Below are 18,740 nucleotides of genomic sequence, written 5' to 3'. Positions count from 1 at the left end.
AAATATTACCGAGAGTTGACGAGATGGATCGTGGCGATCTCCCAGGGCTTCAGTGGCAGGCGGAGGGTGCCGTCCGTGACCGGGAGGGGGTCGCCGGGGCGGCCGCGCAGGTCGGCGTGCGTGGCCTCGGTGAAGTCGCCGATGATCACGGCCTCCGTGTCCCCGGGCGTGAGGGCGACCACCCGCAGTTCGTGCCGGCCGTCCCGGTCGCGCAGGGAGGTCATCGTCACGCCCTTGCCCGTCACCGTCAGGCCCGCCGCCGGTGCGGGCAGGGGGAGGTCGCGCGCGCCCTGGCCGGGCGCCACCAGCAGGTCGTGGCGGAAGGCCTCCGCGTGGGGCACGACCTCTTCCCACGACTCGTGGTACGGCATCAGCGCCAGGCTCACCTTGCGCACCCCGCGCGACTGCGCCGCAGGGGTCGGAAGCTGAGGGCCCGCCGGTTCGGGGCGGAGGGGGTTGCGGTTGCGTGACAGGTAGCCGACCGAACGCAGCAGGGTGAGGGCCAGCTCGGAGCCGTCCACGACCTCATATTCCGTCACGTGTTCCAGCAGCGCCGCCACGCCGCCCGCGGCCACCCAGGAGGAGGCGGGGAAGGTGGGCAGCGGGGTCTCGCCGCAGCCTCCCTCCGAGGTCAGCGCGCGGGTGGTCACCGCGAACTGCCCTTCCGCGTACGACTCCGTGGCCCGCTCCGGTAGCGGCACGTGCAGGCGCACCCGGTGGTCGGCGCAGCGGTTGTCGAACTCGACGTCGAGCCGGACGAAGGGCTCGCCCGCGCGCAGTTCGACGCGGGTGGTGACGACGACGTCCTCGGCAGCGGGCGTCCGCGCGATGGCGGGGAGCTCCGGGGCGCCGTCGATGGCGCCGCCGGCAGCCGGCCACCGGTATGTGCGGCGCACGTCCACCATGGCCACCAGTGGGCCTGAGGCGATCAGCTCGGTCTCGACCGACACCGGCTCGTCCACGATCAGGTCGGCCGGAGGGGGCGCGTAGTTGTAGGTGTCGCCGACGTCCCCGCCGTCCACGATACGGCCGGCGCCCGTGACCGTCGTGCCGTCCTGGCCGACCAGCGTGAGCGTGCCGTCGCGGGCGATCGTGACGCGCAGCAGGCCGTTGTCCAGCACCTCCTCGTCGCCGCGCACCGGCAGGGTGGCCGAGTCGGAGCTGAGCCAGCAGGACGGGTCGTGCTCGGAGGGCAGGCTGCTCTCCCGCGCGGGCGGGCCGAACACCTGCTCGCGCAGCGCGGGCCGGACGCTCGTGTGGCCCAGCGGCGGGACCTCCACCAGGGCCGCGACCGTGCGCCGGGGCTCGGCGACGATGCGGACCCGCGTCACGCCGTCGAGTGCGCCGCGCAGGTCGTCGACGTCGAAGACCTCCTGCGTCTCGCGGGCCACTGTGAACGTCAGCGTGCCGTCCTCGACCGACCAGGACGTGATGTGCTGGCCGTACAGCTCGGTGCCGTGGACGAAGCTCAGCGCGGTGGCCGGGTCCATCTCGTCGTCCAGGAGCAGCGTGGCCGCGTGTTCCAGCGGCTGGACGGGCACGGCCGCGCCCGAGGGGTCCACCAGCGGGTGGTGGCCGGCCACGTCCACCACGACCACGCCCCGCCTGGGGGCGGGCGTCGGGTTGACGACGAGCACGCCGTCGGACGGCACCACGCCGGCCAGCCGGGCGGTCACCATGTCGCGCACGGCCTGCCCGAGGTGCTCGGCCTCGGCGATGCGCGCGGCGACCTGCTGGGCGGTGTCGTCGACGCCGCATCCGGTCACGGAGTCGTGACCGCTGGCGTCCACCAGCCGCCACCAGGCCATGTCGAGGAAACGCCCGGGCCACTCCTCGCCCCAGAGCGTGGCCAGCGGCTCGGCGTAGCGCTCGACCATCCGCTCGGCGCGGCCCATGGCCTGCTTGACGTGGGCGCGGACGGAGATCACGCCGGGCAGGATGTTGGCGCGCGCGTGCGAGCGCAGCTCGCCGCGCACCTCGGGCAGGCCGTCCACCTCACCCGAATAAGCCCCTATATATCCGGACAAGGTGTCCATGCGGGCGCCGATCGCCGCCACCATCTCCGGCAACCCTCGCACGGGCGCGGAGTGGTCGGTGCCGTACATCGCCAGCAGCGAGCCCTCGGGCCCGTGCCACTCGCGCATCGTCCTCGAGAACGCGGCCGCCCGTTCCTTCAGTCCCGCCGGGTCGTGGAACAGATGGGCCCCGTTGCCGTAGCCGCCGGCGGGCAGGTACTGCGTGCGCAGCGCCGTGCCGTCGGGCGCGACCCAGGCGAAGGCGTCGGTGGTCACCGAGGACGGCACCCCGCGGTAGACGCAGGCGTGCAGCAGCCCCGCCCGGCGCAGGATCTGCGGCATCTGCGCCGCGTGCCCGAACATGTCGGGCAGGTAGCCGACCGGCATGGCCCCGCCGAGCTTGTCGGCCCTGGCCATGCCGAGTTCGAGGTTGCGGACGATGTTCTCCCCCGAGCACAGGAACTCGTCGAGCAGGATCTGCCACGGCCCCACCGCCAGGCGCCCCGACTCGACCAGCGCGGCCACCCGGTCGCGGTTCTCCGGGCGCACCTCCAGGTAGTCGTCCACGCAGGCGAGCTGCCCGTCGAGGGTGAAGTGGTAGGCGGGCTCGCGCTCCATCGTGTCGAGCACCTCGTCGAGCAGCGCCACGAGGCGCAGCCTGAAGCGCTGGAACGGTTCGTACCACTCCCGGTCCCAGTGCGTGTGCGGTACGACCACGATCTCCGTGCTCACGCTGCCTCCCCTCCCATGGGCAGTCCATGTTGTACGGCGTAGCGGGCGGCGATCCGCTGGGCCGTCACGATGTCCTCGAGCGCGCCGCCCGCGTCGGTGAGCGGCGGCTCACCATCGTTCACGAAAGCATGGAAGGCGGCCAGTTGTACTTCGAACGCCTCGGTCACCTCGCGCCAATGGGTGCGGCTCTCGCCGCCCTCGCCGCTCCCGTCGCCGGAGACGACGGTGAGCGTGGTGGGGGCGTTCAACAGGTAGGGCGCGGGGAAGACCAGCTCCAGCGAGCCTTTGTCGTGGTGGATGGCCACGGTCTCGCGGTAGGCGGGGTAGTCCTCCAGGTAGTGCCAGCGGATCTGGAACCGGCCGCGGGCGGGCAGCGGGCCGGAGATCTCGATGGATCCGGGTGCGGGACCCCACGTCTCGACGTGCGAGATCTCGGTGGGCGACCCGGTGAAGCGCCTCAAGAGCGACAAGTCGTGGCATATGGAGCCGAGCGCCACTCCGTACAGGTTTCGCACCGGCTCCGGCGCCGACTCACCCAGCGCCCGCGAGACGAGGTCGCTCTCGGCGGCCCGCAGCGAGGCGAGCAGCCCGGGATCCACGTCACGGGCCTGCGTCAGGTTGGCGAAGGCGAGCTGCGACTCCCCGCTCGGGTGCAGCACGACCACCTCGACCGACCTGATCGCCTCGGGCCCGCCCAGCTCCGCCAGCAGCTTCTCGGCCCTGCGCACCGCCGGGTCGTACTGCTTCATGTAGCCGACCATCAGCCGACCCTCGGGCAGCGCCGCCACCTCGGCCCTGGTCAGGGCGAGCGGCTTCTCGCACAGCACGGCGTAACCGGCGCCCAGCGCCTGCCGCACGGCCTCGCCGTGCGAGCCGGACGCCAGCATGACGACGGCGTCGAAACCGCCGTCGGCCAGCATCTCCTCCAGCGCGGTGTACCGCCTGGCGGCACCCAGCCGGTCGCCGACCGCGTCGGCCAGCGTCCGCGACAGGTCGCAGACGGCGCTCACCTCGAACAGGTCACGCCGCCTCGACAACAACGGCACGTAGACCGCCTGGGTGACGGCCCCGCATCCCACCAGAGCGATTCTCACCTGTGTCAAAGTCCCAGTTCCCTCAGTCTCTGGCGGTTGGCGGCCTGGTCGGCGATGTTCTGGGCGACCGAGCGGCGGCCCGGCAGCGTGTCCTGCTCGACGATGACCCAGCCCTCGTAGCCGATCTCGTCGAGCGCCGCGATCACGCCGGGCAGGTCCAGCTCGCCCTCGCCGAGGGAGGAGAACCCGCCGCGGCCCATGAGCTCGCGCAGGTCGACGCCGTCGTCCAGGGCTTCGGCGAGGATCTTGGTGTCGCCGTCCTTGATGTGCACGTGGCCGACCCGGCCGGCCCACTCGCGCAGCTTCGTCACCGGGTCTCCCCCGCCCAGCAGCAGGTGGCCGGTGTCGAGGCAGAGCTCCACGTCGGTCAGCTCCAGCAGCCGCTCCACGTCGTCGGGGGTCTCGACGTACGTGCCGAGGTGAGGGTGGAAGGCGGGCTCGAACCCGCGCTCACGGCACCGGCCGACCGCCTCCTGCACGCGGGCGGCGTACCCGGGCCACTCGGAGGACGGCAGCCCTGGAACGCTCCCACCAGGGCGGGCGAACCTCTCGGGCGAGCCGGAGCACCCCAGCGTGGGCCGCGGCGCCAGTTGCTCGGGCGCGGGCGGCGCGGCGGCGAACACGTCGAGCGTCCTCTCCAGCGCGGTCAGGCCCTTGCGGAACTCCTCGGCGTCGTTGTAGCGCAGGTCGGCCCAGCCGCCGGCGAGCAGCATGCCGTCGAGCCGTTCCGCCAGGTCGTGGGTGCTGCCCAGGTAACCCACCGGGCCCAGATCGATGCCCTCGTAACCGGCCTCGGACAGCGCGCCGACCATTTCCCCGGCGTTCAGCGGCGGGGGCGCGTCGCTCAGCTCGAACACCCCGAAACTCACCGGCGCGTTGGCGACCTTCCGCACTCGCGTGCTCATGACCTCACTCCGTTCGTCGGCACGTTCACTCGCATAGCGCCATCACCTCGTTCTCGTACGTTTCCAGCCGGTGGCGGCCGCCGGACGCGGGCAGGAGCGTACGGTCACCGCGGACGACCCGCCGCCGCCCGTCGGGGGCCACCAGCACCAGGCCGTCGGCGTCAAGCGCGAGCAGCTCGTCGCCCAGTCTGAGCAGCAGCGGCCCGTCGGGACCGGCGGAGACGGCGGTGCGCCCGGCGCGCACGCCGTCGAGCACCGTGGTGGTGTCCTCGGCCAGCACCCACGTCGTCGGGGCGCCGGGCAGGCCGTCGGAACCGTGGCGGTGGAAGTCGCTGCCGCCGATCACGGTCAGGTCGTGGCGCCAGGCGTCGGCCCAGGCCAGCGGCGCGCCCCAGCGGCGGTCCCACCAGCCGGAGTGCCACACTTCGGCGATCGCGGGCCGGCGTTCGATCGGCAGCAGCCAGGCGCAGTCGCCGCCGAGCGGATGGTTGACGGACATCAGCCCGCCCGCGCGCTCGGCGTGCTCGGCCCAGGAGTCCGCGGGCCGCCGGAAGTCCACCCAGCCGACGTCGCCGAACACGTTCGCGTGGCCCCGGTCGGTGGTGACCTCCTGGCCGGGGATGAGCGTGATCTCCCGGTCGATCTTGGCCAGCCAGGGGTGGTGGCTGACGGTGTTGTGGTCGGTGACGGCCAGGAAGTCGAGCCCTCTGCCGTGGGCGAGCTCGGCCAGCTCGGGAATGCTGAGCCCGCCGTCGCTGTGCAGGGTGTGGGCGTGGAAGTCGCCCGCGAACCACCGCAGCCCGCCGGCGTCGGGGATGGCGCGCCGCGCCGGGCGCTCGCCGTGCGGCGGCTCCGCCATGACCGGCTCCGGTGGCGCGACAGTCGCGGTGGTGATCTCCAGCGTGTAGTCGAGGCCCTGCGGCGGGATGCGGTGCAGCCGCAGCCACACGTGCCACGTGCCCGGCTCGGGCTCGCCCGGCAGGTAGCCGGGGGTCGCCCAGTCCTCGCTGATCGTGTACGTGTCACGCGCGCCGCCCGACCAGCCGCGGAACCCGGCGGGCGAGCCGCACCCCAGGTCGATGACGCCCTGCGACCTGTCGTACGCCAGCCGCACGGTCACGGCGGCCGTGCCCGCGCCCACCTCGAAGGGCACCTCGCGCAGGATCTGCTCCAGCCTGTCGTCCAGGCTCCAGCGGCCTTCGATGATCACACCAGCTCACCGTCCCGGTAGACAAGGGCCCGGTCGCGGCGGGGCAGCGCGTGGCCGTCGTCGCCGACGGCGGGCTCGCTGCCCTCGGGCACGACGGCCTGCACCAGCACGTCGTTGACGTCCAGGGTCACCAGGTGGGACGCGCCCAGGTTCTCCACGATGGCCACCTTCCCGCTCAGCGCGCCCTCGGCGGGCCCGGCCGAGTAGGCCATGTACTCCGGCCGCACGCCGTAGACGATCTTCTCCCCGTCGGTCAGCCGCCCCTCGGCGGCGACGGGGACCGCCACCTTGCAGCCCGCGACCTCCAGCGTGTCACCTCGTACGGCGCCATCCAGCAGGTTCATCGGCGTCGAGCCGATGAACCCCGCCACGAACGTGTTGGCCGGCCGCTGGAACACCTCGGCCGGGGTGCCGATCTGCCGGATGTGCCCGTTCTCCATGACGGCCATCCGGTCGGCCATGGCCAGCGCCTCGGCCTGGTCGTGGGTGACGAAGACGGTGGTGACGCCCAGCTCGCGCTGGAGCTTCTTGAGGAACGTCCGGGCTTCGAGCCGCAGGCGGGCGTCGAGGTTGGACAGCGGCTCGTCGAACAGGAACGCCTGCGCCTGCGTGGCCATCACCCTGGCCAGCGCGACCCGCTGCTGCTGGCCGCCCGACAACTGCCCGGGCCGGCGGTCCATGAGGTGGTCGAGGCCGAGCCGCGCGCCGACCTCCTCCGCCTTCTCGCGGCGCGCGCCCTTGGCGACCTTCTTGATCCGCAGCGGGTAGGCGATGTTGTCCGTGACGTCCATGTGCGGGAACAGCGCGTAGTCCTGGAAGACCATCGCGACGTCGCGGCCGCCCGGCTGCACCCCGGTCACGTCGCGGTCGCCGATGACCACGGCGCCGCCGGTGGCCGTCTCCAGGCCCGCGATCGTGCGCAGCAGGGTCGTCTTGCCGCAGCCGGAAGGGCCGAGCAGGGCGAAGAACTCGCCGTCGGGGATGTCGAGGTCGAGCGAGTCGAGCGCTTTCACCCCGCCGGGATAGACCTTGGTCAGCCCGCGTAGTTCGATGGCGGCCATTAACGCTTGATCCCTCCGTGGAAGCGGAAGCCGTACTTTTTGCTGACGAACAGGTACATGAGCACCACGGGAATCGAGTAGAGCAGGCCGAACGTGGACAACATGCTGAGGTTGGCCTGGCCGCCCTCGGTGTAGAGCGTGTACGTGATCACCGCGGCCGGCTGCTTCTCGACGTCGCTCAGCAGCAGGTACGGCATCAGGAAGTTCCCCCACACGTTGGCCAGCGACCACACCCCGATCGTCGCCAGCCCGGGACGTACCACCGGGACGACCACGTGCCGGACGATCTGCAGCGGCGAGGCCCCGAAGACCCGCGCCGACTCCTCGTAGGACTTCGGCGTGGAGTCCATGAAGTCCTTGAGCATGAAGATCGCCGCGGGCAGCAACCCGCCGGTCAGGATGAGGATCAGCCCGAGCTGCGAGTCGATCAGGTTCAGCTCGACCGCGAGCTGGAACAGCGGCACCATGGCCGCCGTGCCCGTGATGATCGACGACAGCAGCAGCAGCGCGTAGAGCAGGGCGTCCCGGCCGGGCAGCCGCACCCGGCTCAGCGCGTACGCGGCCAGCGCGGCGAGCAGCACGACCAGCACGGCGGTGCCGACGGACAGGATGAGGGAGTTGTAGAGCGACGGCAGCGCGTACGGGTGCTCGACGACCGCCTGGAAGTTGTCCCAGGTGAAGTCGGGCACCTTGACCTCGTACGACGGGTCGGAGGTGAACGGCGCGGTCACCAGCCACAACAGCGGGATGGTGAAGAAGGCCAGCAGCACCGCGATGAGCGTGCAGAAGCCGATCCGGCCCAGGACGAAGCGCGTCATTTCTTGCTCCGGAGCAGCCGCAGGTAGAACACCGCGACGACCAGGTTGATCAGCAGGATGATCGTGGACACGGCGGCGCCGTAGCCCAGCTCGCCGCTCTGCAGCGCGACCTTGTACACGTGCACGGCCAGCACCTCGGAGCGGCCGTCGGGGCCGCCGGCGGTGATGAGGAACGGGGAGAAGTCGTTGAACGTCCACAGGCTGATGAGCAGCAGGTTCGTCAGGATGTGGCCCCGGATGTGCGGGAAGACGACGTCCCTGAGCTGCTGCCAGCCGGTGGCCCCGGCCAGGCGGGCGCTCTCCAGGTGGGAGGGCGGCACGTTGCCGAGCGCGGCGCCGTACAACATCATCGAGAACGCGGTGCCGCGCCAGGTGTTGAAGATGATGATCGACAACATCGGGTGGTCGAGCAGCCACGGGAATCCGGGGATGCCGAGCAGCGCGTTGAGCGTGCCGCCGTCGCGGTCGAGCAGCGCCACCCACAGGAACGACACGACGGCGCTCGGCAGGATCCAGGCCAGGATGACCAGGCCCTCGACCAGCCGCTTGAGCGGTCCGGCACGGTCACGCAACATCCAGGCGATCGAGAAGCCGAGCACGACCTGGCCGATGACGGCCGAGCCGAGCACGAACTGCGCGGTCAGCCAGGTCGAGTTCCAGAACGTGGGGTTGGATGCCGCGTCGAGGAGGTTGGCGAGCCCGACGAACTGCGGCTCGGCCGCGGCGGCGCCGGTCAGGCGGTAGTTGGTGAGCCCCAGGTAGAGCACCCAGAGCGCGGGGAACACGAGGAAGGCGGCGATGAGCAGCAGGGCGGGGGCGACGAACGCCCCTGCCCGCAGGTTGCCCAGGCCCGCCGCGTCAGAGCTGTAGCCGCGGCGGGTCCGCTCGTCTTCCTTGACGACCTCAGGAGGCGATGTTGCCTGCGCCACCGACGATTCCTTCGAGTTTCTTCTGGTAGTCGGCCGCCGCCTGGTCGGGCGCGGTGCCACCGACCACGGCCGCGGTGGCCTCCTGCAGCGCCGCCGACACCTGCGGGTAGACGGCGACCGGCGGACGGTAGGCGGTCACCGGCAGCACCTTCTCGGAGATGAAGGTGAGCAGCGGCTCGCCGGCGAGGATCTCCTTGTTGACGTCGGTGCGCGGGGTGACGCGTACGTTGCCGTCCTTGGTCTCCTCCTTCAGCGCCTCGGGCGAGAGCGTGAAGGTCAGCAGCTCGAAGGCCTCCTTCGGGTGCTCGCTGTTGGGGTTGACCGTGCGCAGGGCGCCGCCTGACATGCTGACGAAGTCCTGGCCGCGCAGGCCCTTGCCGGGCTCCATCGCGGGGATCATGGCGTAGCCGACGACCTGGTCACGGTCGTCCATCTTCGCCACGCCGTCCTTGGGGTTGACGACGCCCCGCCAGAAGTAGTCGCCCTCCATCAGGATGCCGACCTTGCCCTCGGCGAACTGCTGGAACGACTTGTCGCGGCCCTTGGCCTCCTGCTGGAGCTTGGGGTCGCCGAGGCCGCCGCCGTAGATCTTCTGGTAGAGGCCGAGCGCGTCCTTCATCGCCTGGGAGGCGCCCGTCCACTTGCCGTCCTGCTGCACCTCGCCGCCCGCGCCGGCGAGCAGCGGCAGCACGCCCTGCATCGAGGTGGCCTCGCCCATGGCGGTGCCGGCGTTGATCTGGATCGGCACGGGCACGCCGGCGGACTTCAGCTTCGTGCCCGCGTCGATGATCTCCTGCCAGCTCTTCGGCTGCCAGTCGGCGGGGAGCCCGGCCTTCTGGAAGAGCGTCTTGTTGAAGTAGAGCACCCGGCCGTCGGTGCCGACCGGCAGGGCGTACTTCTTGCCGTTGAACTCGGCCATGCCCTGGACGGCCTCGGGGATCTGCGACCAGCCGTCCCAGCTGTCGGCCTCCGGCCCGACCAGCTCCGGCAGCGGCTTGATGTAGCCCGCCTCGGCGAACTCGCCGGCCCAGATGCCGTCGATGTCCATGACGTCCGCGCCCTTGCCTGACTTGAGGTCGAGGGAGAGCTTGGTCTTGTACTGTTCGTCGTCGACTCCGCTGGGGACGAACTTGACCGTGACGTCCTTTCCCTTCGCCTTCTGGGCGGCCTCGAACTTGGGGATCACCCAGTCCTCGATGAAGGTCGCTCCGGCGGCGTTCTTGCCGCCCTTGATGGCGTTCTGGGTGATCGTCAGCTCGATGGCCTCACCCTCGCCTCCGCCGGACGACTGGCCGCACGCGGCGAGCCCCAGCCCGGCCGCGGCGAGGACCGCGACCACTCCCAGCGACCGTTTCCGCTCTGCCATGCAAACCCTCCGACATGTCCTTAGGGGAGGAAGCCATGGGCCAATATGTCATGACATGCATATGACGTAAAGGCCCGCCCAAATCGCCGGGCCACGCTTCCGGAGGTGCCCGTACGCTGCGCCTTTGCCCGAAGGAGAGGATCAGCCGCGAGGATGGGCACATCAGGCAACATAGCGGACATCCGAATGTCATGACAATATGCCATAGTGTCGAAAGAAGCCTCACCCTGGAGGTGCGTCAGGTGCAGACCCCGCTCCCCGCGACAGGCCGCCCGCCCGGGCCCGCCGTGCACGACCTGATCACGATCGGCCGCTGCGGCGTCGACGTCTACCCGCTGCAGACCGGCGTCGGGCTGGCCGACGTGGAGACCTTCGGCAAGTTCCTCGGCGGCAGCCCGACGAACGTCGCCGTGGCCGCGGCGCGCCACGGGCTGCGCCCGGCCGTGATCACCGCCGTGGGAGCCGATCCCTTCGGGGACTTCGTCCGGCGGGCGATCCGCGGCTTCGGGGTCGACGACGCCTACGTGAGCACCATCGAGGGCCCGCCCACACCCGTCACGTTCTGCGAGATCTTCCCTCCCGACCACTTCCCGATCTACTTCTACCGCGGCGAGCATCCGCCCGACCTGCGCATCTTCCCCGACCTCCTCGACCTCGACGCCATCGCGGCCACCAGCCTGTTCTGGTTCTCGCTGACCGGCCTGAGCAAGGAGCCCAGCGCCGCGGCCCACGCCGCCGCCCTGTCGGCGCGCACCACGGGCTGGACGGTGTTCGACCTCGACTACCGGCCCAGCCTGTGGCCGTCGCGGGAGGCGGCGTACGAGGCGGCGAGCCGGGCGCTGCCGCACACGAACGTCGCGGTCGGCAACCTCGACGAGGTGGAGACCGCGGTCGGCGTACGCGACCCGGAGGCCGCGGCGCAGGCGCTGCTGGACGCCGGGGTGAAGGTCGCCATCGTGAAAATGGGCCCGGAAGGGGTTTTCGCCCGCACCGCCGAGGAGAGCGTCCTGGTGGAGCCCGTGGAGGTGAAGGTGGTCAACGGCATCGGAGCCGGCGACGCGTTCGGCGGCGCCCTCTGCCTCGGCCTGCTGCGCGGCTGGCCGCTGGAGCACACGATCCGCTTCGCCAACGCCGCAGGCGCCTTCGTGGCCGCCCGCCTGGCCTGCGCCGACGCCATGCCGGCGACGGCGGACGTGGAGGACCTGCTGAACGGCACCGAGAACGGGGATCGCTCTTGAGCGACATCACGCTGCCCAGGGCCGCCGGATACGCGCGGCTCACCCACATCCGCGCCACCAAGCCGGAGGAGATCGCCGAGGCGGCGGCCCGGCGGCAGCGACGCGGCCTGCCCCGCGAGGGCGAGCGGCTGCTCATCATCGCCGCCGACCACCCCGCCAGGGGGGCGCTGGCCGTACGCGACCGCCCGCTGGCCATGGCCGGCCGCGCCGACCTGCTCGGCCGCCTCCAGACAGCGCTGGCCAGGCCGGGCGTCGACGGCATCCTGGCCGCTCCCGACGTGCTGGAGGACCTGCTCCTGCTGGGGGCGCTGGAGGGCAAGCTGGCCTTCGGCTCCATGAACAGGGGCGGCCTGCAGGGCTCGGTGTTCGAGCTGGACGACCGCTTCACCGGCTTCGACGCCGCGGCGATCGACACGATGCGCCTCGACGGCGGCAAGATGCTCTGCCGCATCGACCCCGGCGACCACGCGACCGTGACGACGCTGGAATCGTGCGCCCGCGCGGTCACCGACCTGGCCCGCAGGCGCCTGGTCGCCATGGTGGAGCCGTTCTGGTCGCTGCGCTCGGAGACGGGCGCCGTCCGCAACGACCTGTCGCCCGACGCCGTGATCCGCGCGATCAGCGTCGCCCAGGCGCTCGGCGTGACCTCGGCCTACACCTGGCTCAAGATCCCCGCAGTGGCGGAGATGGAGCGGGTGATGGCGGCCACCACGCTGCCCGCCCTGCTGCTCGGCGGCGACCCACCGGACATCGACGCCGCCTACGCCGACTGGGACCGCGCACTCGGCCTGCCGGGCGTGCGGGGACTCGTCGTCGGGCGCGCTCTGCTCTACCCTCCGGACGACGACGTAGCAACCGCCGTGGACGGCGCCGCCGCCCTGGTTCGAGAGGCCCGCACATGACATACCTTCCGTACGGCAAGTCCGCCAACGGCCCCTGGGCGGTGGAGGTCACCCCGTCCCTGGCCGGATGGACCTATTCGGGCCTGCGCGTCGCGAACCTGGCCGACGCCACGGTCTCGTTCGACACGGGCGAGGAGGAGATGCTCGTGCTCCCCCTGTCAGGCTCGTGCACGGTCGCCCTCACCCCATCCGCCTCCCCGCCGCCCGGCACGCACGGGCCCGATGCGGTGACGTACGAGCTGGCCGGGCGTTCCTCCGTGTTCGACGGCCCGTCCGACTTCGTCTACCTTCCGATCGGCGCCCACGTGACCCTCAGGGGCGACGGGCGCATCGCGCTGCCCTCGGCCCGCGCCACCCGCGCGCTGGAGCCCCGCCACGTGCCCGCCGCCGACGTCTCCGTGGAGATCAGGGGCGCGGGCCAGGCCAGCCGCCAGGTGAACAACTTCTGCGCCCCTGACGCCTTCGACTGCGACAAGCTCATGGCCGTCGAAGTGCTCACCCCCGGCGGGAACTGGTCGTCCTACCCGCCGCACAAGCACGACACCCCCAACCCGGGTGAGGCAGTGCTGGAGGAGATCTACTACTTCGAGGTCGCCGGCCGGGGCCTCGGCTACCAGCGCGTCTACTCCTCGGAACGCGGCCAGATCGACACCCTGGCCGAGGTCTCGTCCGGCGACGTCGTGCTGGTCCCGTACGGCTACCACGGGCCCTCCATGGCCGCGCCCGGCTATGACCTCTACTATCTGAACGTCCTGGCAGGCCCGGCGGAGCAGCGCTCGATGGCGTTCTGCGACGACCCCGGCCACGCCTGGATCCGCTCGTCGTGGGACTCCCAGCCCATCGACCCGAGACTTCCGTTCGGGAGGACACATGACTGAGCTTGTCGAGGTCTCCTCAAGGCCGGCGAAGGAGGTCTCATGACGACCCGGCTGACCGTGGCGCAGGCCGTGGTGCGGTTCCTAGCGCAGCAGTGGAGCGAGCGCGACGGCGTGGAGCGGCGGTTCTTCGGCGGCTGCGCCGGCATCTTCGGCCACGGCAACGTCGCCGGCCTCGGCCAGGCGCTGGCCACCTCCGCCGACGACCTGCCCTATTTCCTGACCCGCAACGAGCAGGCGATGGTGCACACCGCCGCCGCCTACGCGCGCGCCGCCAACCGGCTGACGACCCTGGCCTGCACCAGCTCGATCGGCCCCGGCGCGACCAACATGGTCACCGGCGCGGCCGGCGCGACGATCAACCGGCTGCCCGTGCTGCTGCTGCCCGGCGACATCTTCTCCACCCGCGTGGCGAGCCCGGTGCTACAGGAGCTGGAGGACACGCGCTCCTACGACATCTCGGTCAACGACTGTTTCAAGCCGGTCTCCCGCTTCTGGGACCGGATCAACCGCCCCGAGCAGCTCCCCTCCGCGCTGCTGGCCGCCATGCGGGTGCTCACCGACCCCGCCGAGACCGGCGCGGTGACGCTGGCGCTGCCGCAGGACGTCCAGGCGGAGGCGTTCGACTGGCCGGACGAGCTGTTCGCCCGCCGCGTGTGGCACATCCCCCGGCCGCGCCCCGAGCGCGCCGCCCTCGCCAGGGCGGCCGAGCTGATCACCTCGGCCGAGCGCCCGCTGATCGTCGCGGGCGGCGGGGCGATCTACAGCGAGGCCACGGACGAGTTGCGCGCCTTCGCCGAGGCGCACGGCATCCCGGTCGCCGAGACCCAGGCGGGCAAGGGCGCGCTCCCCCACGGCCATCCCCTCGCGATGGGCGCCATCGGCGCCACGGGCACCACGGCCGCCAACACCCTGGCCCGCGAGGCCGACGTGATCATCGGCGTGGGCACCCGCTACAGCGACTTCACCACCGCCTCCCGGACGATCTTCGCTCCCGGCGCGCGGTTCGTGAACGTCAACATCACCGGCTTCGACGCCGCCAAGCTGTCCGGCCTGCAACTGGTCGCCGACGCCCGCGAGGCCCTGGCCGACCTGGGCCAGGCGTGCGCGGGATGGAGCACCCCACCCGCCTACCGCGCCCAGGCCGCCGAGCTCACCCGTGCCTGGGACGCCGCCGTCGACGCGGCGTACGCGCTGGAGGGCTCGCCGCTGCCGCAGTCGGCGGTGATCGGCGCGGTCAACGCGGCGGCCGGCGACGACGGCGTGGTCGTGTGCGCGGCCGGATCCATGCCCGGCGACCTGCACAAACTCTGGCGGCCCAGCGGCCCGGGCAGCTACCACGTCGAGTACGGCTACTCCTGCATGGGCTACGAGATCGCGGGCGGCCTGGGCGTCAAGATGGCGGCGCCCGAGCGCGAGGTGTTCGTGCTCGTGGGCGACGGCTCCTACCTCATGATGGCTCAGGAACTGGTCACGGCCGTCTCCGAGGGCATCAAGCTGATCGTCGTCCTGGTCGACAACTCCGGTTTCGCCTCCATCGGCCGCCTGTCCGAGAGCGTCGGCGCCGAGCGGCTCGGCACCTCCTACGCCCGTCGCGACGGCGACCCGCTCCCCGTCGACCTGGCCGCCAACGCGGCCAGCCTCGGTGCCTCGGTGCTGTGCCCCGAATCGGTCGCCGACCTGCGCAAGGCGCTCGACGCGGCCCGGTCGGCGACGGAGACCACCGTGATCCACGTACGCACCGACCGGATGGCGGACGACGCACCCTCGTCGGAGGCCTGGTGGGATGTGCCCGTGGCGCAGGTGGCGACGACGAGCGCCACCTACGCCGCGCGGGAGGCGTACGAGTCCGGCAAGCGCTCCCAGCGCCCGCACCTCGCCCCGCCGACCTGACCTGGGTTGCCCCCGATCTTCCGAGGGAAGGCCTCTGACCAGGCACGATCGGGGAGTGGGGCATGGGGCCGTGGCGGTTGCTCGGGTGGTTCGCGGTCATCGCGGTGGCCCTGTTCTGCCTGTACCACGTGCGTACGGTGGTCATCTCCATCATCATCGGCGTGTTCCTGACCGCGCTGCTGCTGCCCCCGGCCCGCCGGCTCAGGTCATGGGGGCTCAACAGGGCGGCGGCCACCGCGGTCACGTTCGTCGGCGGGCTGGTGCTGGCGGGTGCGCTGATCGCGCTGCTGGTGCCGCCCACCGTCGCCAGCGTGACGGAGCTGCGCACCAGCGTCGACCAGGTGCTGCGCGACCTGCACCGCCTCGTCGCCGCCGTCGGGCTCGACGACCAGCGGCTCCTCGGCCAGGCCAGGGACTACCTGTCGGGGCAGGGCAGGCAGATCACCACAGGGGCGCTGGCCGGGGTCAGGACGGTCGGTGAGATCGTCGTCGGAGCCGTGCTGGCCGTCATCCTGTCGGTCTACTTCGTGCACGGCGGCGACCGGCTCTTCCGCTGGTTCGTGGACCTCGCACCCGCCTCCGCCAGGACCCGCCTGACCAGCACCGGCGGCCTGATCTTCTCCGTGATCGGCCGCTACATCCGCGGGGTGGCGATCGTGGGCGCGGTCGACGGCTTCTTCATCGGGCTCGCGCTGTGGATCCTCGGGGTGCCGCTCGCGCTGCCGCTGGCGGTGCTGACGTTCGTGGGGGCGTTCCTGCCGGTGGTGGGGGCGTTCATGGCGGGGCTGCTGGCCGCGGTGGTGGCGCTCGTGGCCAAGGGCTGGCTGGTGGCGCTGATCGTGGTCGCGGTGACCGTGGCCGTGCAGCAGATCGAGGGGCATGTCCTGGCGCCGCAGATCTACGGCAAGGCCCTCGACCTGCCCGGCGCCGTCATCCTGGTCGCCATCACGGTGGGCAGCGTGATCGCGGGCATCACCGGCGCGTTCCTGGCCGCCCCCGTGACCTCCGTGATCGTCGCCCTGCTGCAGAGCAGGGGGAAGGCGTTCAAAGAGCCAGCTCCAGCTCCAGGTAGTGCCTGATCGGGATGCCGTCGGACTCCGCGGGGATGGCCGGCTTGAGCTCGCGCGCCTCGTCCGCCGCGTTGCGGTGCAGGGCGACGAGGTCGAAGCCGTAACGCTGGTAGAAGCGCAGGGCACGCGTGTTGTCGTTCGTGGTGATCAGTGTGAGCCGCGCCATCCCGCGTTCGGACGCGAGGGCGCGTACGGCGTCGAGCAGGGCCCGGCCGGCCCCCTGCCCGGGCAGCACGGCGTCCACCGTGACGATCTCGACGAACCCGTCACGGTCGAAGTAGGTGAGCACGCCCGCCACCTCGCCACCGCTCTCCGCGACGAAGCCGGGCAGCTCGACCGCGTCCACCAGCTCGCCGCGACCCAGCGCGATCACGGTGGTGCCGCCCCAGCTCTCGCTGAGCACGCGGGCCACTGCCTTGGTGTCGTCAGGGCCGATGGGCCGCACCGATATCGCCATGAACGTCATTATGAGTCATGAGGCACCGCCTGCCTGGAGAGCGCCTAGTTACGCTGGTCGAGGACTTCGGCGATGTCGGCAAGGAAGGAGTCGACGTCCGCGATCAGGTAGCCGGACCGGAACATCACGGTGGAGAACGTGGCCTCCCGCACCTCCTTCGCCGTGAGCGGATAGTCGGTCGTGCCGCGCAGGGTGGCCACGATCCGGTCGAGGAAGGCGTCGATCTCGTCCTCGTTGTAGCCGGTGCCCATGCGTGCGGGACGGAAGGCCACCCGCTCGACGCGGGCGGCCTGGGTCTCGAACCATTCCTCCCGCAACATCTCGCTGGTGGGCTCGGCCATGGCCAGGCGTACGGGCCGCTTGGCCTGCGTCTCCAGCGCCACCACGAACGCTTCGAGCGCGAAGTCGACGGCGGTCTCCTGGTAGCCGCCGCGTTTGGTGCGGAACGTCGCGCCGCGCACCTCGTCGGCGGTGACGGGCTCCATGGTGTGCGAGCCCCTGCCGAGGGTCGACTCGATCCGCCCGATCAGGGCGTCGACTTCGGCGGGGTCATAGCCTGAACGCATGCCCATGACCCGCGGAAAGCGGTTCAAGCCTTACTCCTCTGAGATGGCGCCGGGACCTCTATTTTGACATTTCCCGCGTGTTCACTGATGCGGTCTTTTATCACGACGATGCGCCCCCGCCTATACCGTTACAGCACCATGCGTCTCTCCCACGTGTCCTTCCGCTACCGGCGGCGCGATGCACTGATCATCGAAGACGCCGACGCCGAGCTCTCCCCCGGCGACGTGATCGAGCTGACCGGGGTGAACGGAGCCGGCAAGTCGACCCTGCTCCGCCTCCTCGCGGGCCTGGCCCGGCCGAGCGCCGGCACGATCACCGGCCGCCCGGCGGTCGTCGGCTTCGCCCCTGACCGTTTCCCCACGGGCCAGCCTTTCACGGTGACGCACTACCTGCGGCACATGTCACGGGTGCGCGGCGGCGCCCGCTGGGAGCCGTGGGCTGAGCGCCTGGCCATGGGCCACCTGCTCGGTCTCCCGCTGGGAGAGCTGTCGAAGGGCAGCGCGCACAAGGTGGGGCTGGTCCAGGCGCTGATGGCCGAGCCGGGGCTGCTGATCCTCGACGAGCCGTTCGCCGGGCTCGACGCCGACACGCGCGCGGCGCTGCCCGCGATCGCGGCCGAGGTGGCGGCCGGGGGCGGCATCGTCATCGCCAGCGACCACCAGGGCGGTCTGAGAGCCCTGCCCGGTGTCCGCAACTGGTCGGTGGTCGCCGGCCGGCTCAAAGAGAGCACGTCGCACGCCCCACCCGCAGTCGGCCAGGTCGCCACTACCGGGCAGGACGCCGCGGCCGCGCGACACTCAGGATCCTTCGCCGGCCCGGCCGAGCCAAGGCACGCGACCGTGGAGGTGAGGCTGCCGGCCGCCGACGTCCAGCGGTTCGTGGCCAGGATGCGCGCTGAGGGTTACCAGGCCCGCGAGATCGAGGAGAGCCGATGATCGCCCTGGTCGCCTTCCGCCTGGCCGCCTACGTCCGGTCCCACCGCGTCTACCAGGCGCTCCTGCTCGCCCTGGCCCTGCTCGCGATCCTCTACGGCAGCCGCGCCCCGGAGGGCGAGGAGACGTCCGTGCTCACCGACGGCGCCGTGCTGATCGTCGCGGTGCTGGCCTGGGCGGCCAGGAGCCTGCTCGACACCGAGCCCGACCGGCAGCGCGAGATGTCGGCGATCCAGGCGGGCGGCCGGGGCAGGGAGGTGGCCGCGGGACTGATCGCGGCCTTCGCGGCGTGTGCCGGGCTCGCCGCGATCGCCTTGGGCTGGGCCCTGCTGCTCGGCGTGAGCGCCACCCCGCCGCCCGGCGTGCTGGTCGCCGTGATCGCGCTGTATGCCCTGGCCGCGCTGGCCGGAACGGCGCTGGGCGCGCTCACCAGCCGGGCGATCGTGCGCTCCCCCGCCGTCTCGATCATCGTGCTGCTGCTCGGAATCCTGGCGACGCTGCTGCTCAGCGCCTCGCCCTTCTACTGGCTGACCGTGCCGCTGATCCCCTGGATGCGGGCCGCGAACGCCGGCGACCTGCTCGGCCGTTTCCCCGAACTGGCCGCCCTCTCCCTGGCCTGGTGCCTGGTCGGCCTGGCCGGCTATGCCTGGCGCCGCCTCAGGAGGAGCTAGGTGGC

General features: G+C 71.6%; 17 protein-coding genes. 7 read left to right on the top strand and 10 right to left on the bottom strand.

What is annotated here, in order from left to right:
* Nucleotides 1-5 precede the first annotated feature (5 nt).
* Genes ABGB01_RS31030 through ABGB01_RS30995 form a run of 8 tightly spaced genes read right to left on the bottom strand, consistent with a single transcriptional unit; the run spans nucleotide 6 to nucleotide 10,130 of the window.
* Nucleotides 6-2,747: an alpha-mannosidase gene (locus ABGB01_RS31030; protein ID WP_347777051.1), complete on the bottom strand. Its 2,742-nt coding sequence runs from the start codon at nucleotides 2,745-2,747 to the stop codon at nucleotides 6-8.
* Entirely contained in the window at nucleotides 2,744-3,841 is a 1,098-nt protein-coding gene (locus ABGB01_RS31025; protein WP_347777050.1) for a Gfo/Idh/MocA family oxidoreductase, read from the bottom strand. Before ABGB01_RS31025 ends, ABGB01_RS31030 begins: the two co-directional genes overlap by 4 nt.
* A gap of 5 nt (nucleotides 3,842-3,846) precedes the next feature.
* Nucleotides 3,847-4,746: a TIM barrel protein gene (locus ABGB01_RS31020; protein ID WP_347777049.1), complete on the bottom strand. Its 900-nt coding sequence runs from the start codon at nucleotides 4,744-4,746 to the stop codon at nucleotides 3,847-3,849.
* Nucleotides 4,747-4,771: 25 nt separating this feature from the next.
* Complete coding sequence (locus ABGB01_RS31015) at nucleotides 4,772-5,956, bottom strand: CehA/McbA family metallohydrolase (RefSeq protein WP_347777048.1); 1,185 nt, start codon at nucleotides 5,954-5,956, stop codon at nucleotides 4,772-4,774.
* Complete coding sequence (locus ABGB01_RS31010; RefSeq protein ID WP_347777047.1) at nucleotides 5,953-7,017, bottom strand: ABC transporter ATP-binding protein; 1,065 nt, start codon at nucleotides 7,015-7,017, stop codon at nucleotides 5,953-5,955. The genes ABGB01_RS31015 and ABGB01_RS31010 overlap by 4 nt, the downstream gene beginning before the upstream one ends.
* Nucleotides 7,017-7,835, bottom strand: coding sequence for a carbohydrate ABC transporter permease (locus ABGB01_RS31005; protein WP_132631655.1), 819 nt, complete (start codon nucleotides 7,833-7,835; stop codon nucleotides 7,017-7,019). Before ABGB01_RS31005 ends, ABGB01_RS31010 begins: the two co-directional genes overlap by 1 nt.
* On the bottom strand, nucleotides 7,832-8,764 hold the full coding sequence (locus ABGB01_RS31000) for a sugar ABC transporter permease (RefSeq protein ID WP_347777046.1): 933 nt from the start codon (nucleotides 8,762-8,764) through the stop codon (nucleotides 7,832-7,834). The genes ABGB01_RS31005 and ABGB01_RS31000 overlap by 4 nt, the downstream gene beginning before the upstream one ends.
* Nucleotides 8,739-10,130, bottom strand: coding sequence for an extracellular solute-binding protein (locus ABGB01_RS30995; RefSeq protein ID WP_347777045.1), 1,392 nt, complete (start codon nucleotides 10,128-10,130; stop codon nucleotides 8,739-8,741). Before ABGB01_RS30995 ends, ABGB01_RS31000 begins: the two co-directional genes overlap by 26 nt.
* Nucleotides 10,131-10,372: 242 nt before the next feature.
* On the opposite strand from ABGB01_RS30995, the gene iolC reads away from it, so the two are divergent.
* The 5 genes from iolC (at nucleotide 10,373) to ABGB01_RS30970 (ending at nucleotide 16,117) form a co-directional block, all read left to right on the top strand.
* Nucleotides 10,373-11,368: a 5-dehydro-2-deoxygluconokinase gene (gene iolC, locus ABGB01_RS30990; RefSeq protein WP_347777044.1), complete on the top strand. Its 996-nt coding sequence runs from the start codon at nucleotides 10,373-10,375 to the stop codon at nucleotides 11,366-11,368.
* A gap of 5 nt (nucleotides 11,369-11,373) precedes the next feature.
* On the top strand, nucleotides 11,374-12,270 hold the full coding sequence (locus ABGB01_RS30985; protein ID WP_347777079.1) for a deoxyribose-phosphate aldolase: 897 nt from the start codon (nucleotides 11,374-11,376) through the stop codon (nucleotides 12,268-12,270).
* Complete coding sequence (iolB, locus tag ABGB01_RS30980; protein WP_347777043.1) at nucleotides 12,267-13,148, top strand: 5-deoxy-glucuronate isomerase; 882 nt, start codon at nucleotides 12,267-12,269, stop codon at nucleotides 13,146-13,148. The genes ABGB01_RS30985 and iolB overlap by 4 nt, the downstream gene beginning before the upstream one ends.
* 39 nt (nucleotides 13,149-13,187) lie before the next feature.
* Nucleotides 13,188-15,038, top strand: coding sequence for a 3D-(3,5/4)-trihydroxycyclohexane-1,2-dione acylhydrolase (decyclizing) (iolD, locus tag ABGB01_RS30975; protein ID WP_347777042.1), 1,851 nt, complete (start codon nucleotides 13,188-13,190; stop codon nucleotides 15,036-15,038).
* A 62-nt stretch (nucleotides 15,039-15,100) separates the two neighbouring features.
* Nucleotides 15,101-16,117, top strand: a complete 1,017-nt coding sequence (locus ABGB01_RS30970; RefSeq protein ID WP_347777041.1) for an AI-2E family transporter — start codon at nucleotides 15,101-15,103, stop codon at nucleotides 16,115-16,117.
* Here ABGB01_RS30970 and ABGB01_RS30965 read toward each other — a convergent pair.
* Nucleotides 16,083-16,565 carry a GNAT family N-acetyltransferase gene (locus ABGB01_RS30965; RefSeq protein WP_347777040.1) on the bottom strand — a complete coding sequence of 161 codons (483 nt, stop codon included), beginning with the start codon at nucleotides 16,563-16,565 and terminating at the stop codon, nucleotides 16,083-16,085. The genes ABGB01_RS30970 and ABGB01_RS30965 overlap by 35 nt on opposite strands.
* A gap of 44 nt (nucleotides 16,566-16,609) precedes the next feature.
* Nucleotides 16,610-17,158 carry a DivIVA domain-containing protein gene (locus tag ABGB01_RS30960; protein WP_347777039.1) on the bottom strand — a complete coding sequence of 183 codons (549 nt, stop codon included), beginning with the start codon at nucleotides 17,156-17,158 and terminating at the stop codon, nucleotides 16,610-16,612.
* A 111-nt stretch (nucleotides 17,159-17,269) separates the two neighbouring features.
* Between ABGB01_RS30960 and ABGB01_RS30955 the strand changes: the two genes are divergently transcribed.
* Entirely contained in the window at nucleotides 17,270-18,067 is a 798-nt protein-coding gene (locus tag ABGB01_RS30955; protein ID WP_347777038.1) for an ATP-binding cassette domain-containing protein, read from the top strand.
* Nucleotides 18,064-18,735 carry a hypothetical protein gene (locus ABGB01_RS30950; RefSeq protein WP_347777037.1) on the top strand — a complete coding sequence of 224 codons (672 nt, stop codon included), beginning with the start codon at nucleotides 18,064-18,066 and terminating at the stop codon, nucleotides 18,733-18,735. The genes ABGB01_RS30955 and ABGB01_RS30950 overlap by 4 nt, the downstream gene beginning before the upstream one ends.
* Nucleotides 18,736-18,740: the final 5 nt, after the last annotated feature.

It is taken from the genome of Nonomuraea sp. B5E05, assembly GCF_039880665.1.
GTDB lineage: Bacteria > Actinomycetota > Actinomycetes > Streptosporangiales > Streptosporangiaceae > Nonomuraea.
The sequence above is the reverse complement of the archived record's forward strand: the minus strand, read 5'-3'. Positions and strand labels throughout refer to the sequence as shown.

What these genes read in the sequence shown, in the direction of transcription:
- ABGB01_RS30995 (WP_347777045.1), bottom strand. Translation starts at nt 10,130, where the DNA reads ATGGCAGAGCGGAAACGGTCGCTGGGAGTGGTCGCGGTCCTCGCCGCG.
- ABGB01_RS30965 (WP_347777040.1), bottom strand. Translation starts at nt 16,565, where the DNA reads ATGGCGATATCGGTGCGGCCCATCGGCCCTGACGACACCAAGGCAGTG.
- ABGB01_RS30970 (WP_347777041.1), top strand. Translation starts at nt 15,101, where the DNA reads ATGGGGCCGTGGCGGTTGCTCGGGTGGTTCGCGGTCATCGCGGTGGCC.
- ABGB01_RS31010 (WP_347777047.1), bottom strand. Translation starts at nt 7,017, where the DNA reads ATGGCCGCCATCGAACTACGCGGGCTGACCAAGGTCTATCCCGGCGGG.
- ABGB01_RS31005 (WP_132631655.1), bottom strand. Translation starts at nt 7,835, where the DNA reads ATGACGCGCTTCGTCCTGGGCCGGATCGGCTTCTGCACGCTCATCGCG.
- iolD (WP_347777042.1), top strand. Translation starts at nt 13,188, where the DNA reads ATGACGACCCGGCTGACCGTGGCGCAGGCCGTGGTGCGGTTCCTAGCG.
- ABGB01_RS30950 (WP_347777037.1), top strand. Translation starts at nt 18,064, where the DNA reads ATGATCGCCCTGGTCGCCTTCCGCCTGGCCGCCTACGTCCGGTCCCAC.
- iolB (WP_347777043.1), top strand. Translation starts at nt 12,267, where the DNA reads ATGACATACCTTCCGTACGGCAAGTCCGCCAACGGCCCCTGGGCGGTG.
- ABGB01_RS30955 (WP_347777038.1), top strand. Translation starts at nt 17,270, where the DNA reads ATGCGTCTCTCCCACGTGTCCTTCCGCTACCGGCGGCGCGATGCACTG.
- ABGB01_RS31020 (WP_347777049.1), bottom strand. Translation starts at nt 4,746, where the DNA reads ATGAGCACGCGAGTGCGGAAGGTCGCCAACGCGCCGGTGAGTTTCGGG.